Source organism: Terrabacter terrae (genome assembly GCF_039529575.1).
Lineage (GTDB): Bacteria > Actinomycetota > Actinomycetes > Actinomycetales > Dermatophilaceae > Terrabacter > Terrabacter terrae.
Genome location: NZ_BAAANB010000145.1, coordinates 1 through 1,467, shown reverse-complemented (window position 1 = coordinate 1,467; position 1,467 = coordinate 1). Strand labels below are relative to the sequence as shown.

1 protein-coding gene is annotated in these 1,467 nt (G+C 72.7%); it reads right to left on the bottom strand.

Annotated features, from left to right (window positions below):
• Nucleotides 1-1,467, bottom strand: a 1,467-nt coding sequence (locus tag ABD194_RS20065) for a transglutaminase family protein (protein ID WP_343994800.1), incomplete at both ends; no start/stop codon positions are given.

Genomic DNA, 1,467 nt, shown 5'->3' with positions numbered 1-1,467 from the left:
GCCTGACCGGCGGCGGGCCGAACACGTGCTCCTCGAGGGCGTGGGCCTGCTCGAGGCGGGTGCCCTTGGCGGGGAGCGGCATGCGGAAGTCCCGCGCCGTGTCGACGACCTCGCGCCACCCGCCGCTCACGCGGCTCGCGGTCGCCCCGGTGGTGCGTCGACGGCGGCGCCGCAGCCACTTGGCGAGGCGGATCGCGCCGTAGACGGCGAGGAGCAGGAGCAGTGGGACCACGACGTAGAAGAGGAGGTAGCGCAACCAGTCGGGCCAGGTGGAGGGGTCGAGCGGGTTCTTCTCGTCCTTCGGCGGCGTCTTGAGCTGGGTCGCGTTCTGCGCCTGGTCGGGGCCCTGGAGCACGCTCGGCGGGTTGTTGGCCGCGGGCGGCGGGACCTGGGCGCCGGTCTTCTTCTCCTCGGACTTGGTGATCAGCTGCTGCGGCTTCTTGTTGCGCTCGGGCACGAACTGCTTCCAGTAGATCGGCTGCCACGAGCCGTCGGCACGGGCCACCTCGACCCAGGCGTGGACGTCCTTGCCCTTGATCGCGCCGCTCGCCTCCGGCTCCGCGCCGAGGACGACCCTGGCGGGCACGCCGAGGCGGTTGGCCGCGAGCGCCAGCGCGGACGCGTACTGCTCGTCGTTGCCGGCCAGCTGGGTTGCCTTCATGAACTGCGTCATGCGGCGCAGGCTGTGCCCCGGCAGGAAGATGTTCTGGTAGTCGCCGGGCGCGCCCCCGTCGGTGTAGGCGCCGTCCTGCATGGCCTTGGCGACGGCGACGACCTGCTGCCACGAACCGTCGACGCGCTCGGTCCACGGCGTGATCTTGTCGTCGACGAAGGTGAGGTTCTGCCCGTCGACGAGGGTGCCCTCGGCGACGTCGACCTCCTTCGGCAGGGCGGCGTCGACCTTCTGCGCCAGGGCGCTGACCGTGTAGGTGTCGCCGGCCTGGAGCTTCTCGGGCAGCACGCCGGTGTCGGTGTCGACGTTGAAGCGCAGGTCGTCCGCGAGGCGGTCCCCCCGCGAACCGCCGAAGTCGAGCCCGGTCACGGTGCCGAAGGTGGGCAGCCATACGTCGCTGTAGCCCCCGGCCGGCACGCTGACGGTCGCGGTCACCGGGTCGCCGGGGCCCTCGGCGGCGATGTGGCTGCCCACCTTGCGGAAGGCGGCACCGTCGGGCTCGGGGCTCGAGCCGTCGTTGGCCACGTTGCCGGCGCCCCAGACGAAGGTGTCGTAGGAGTCGAGAGCCGCGATGCGGACCGGGACACCGGCCGGCAGGCCCTTGACGGTCAGCAGGGTCTTGTCGAAGAGGTGGGCGCCGTTGGGCTCGGTGTACTGGCGGAAGCCCGCGAGCGGCGACCGGTACTGCGCGACGTCCGCGGGCGGGACGAGCGCCGACCGGAAGACGGTGCGGTCCGCGGCGTCGGCTCCCGGCAGCAGGGGGCCGAGGAGGAAGCCGCCGACCGTGGCGACGG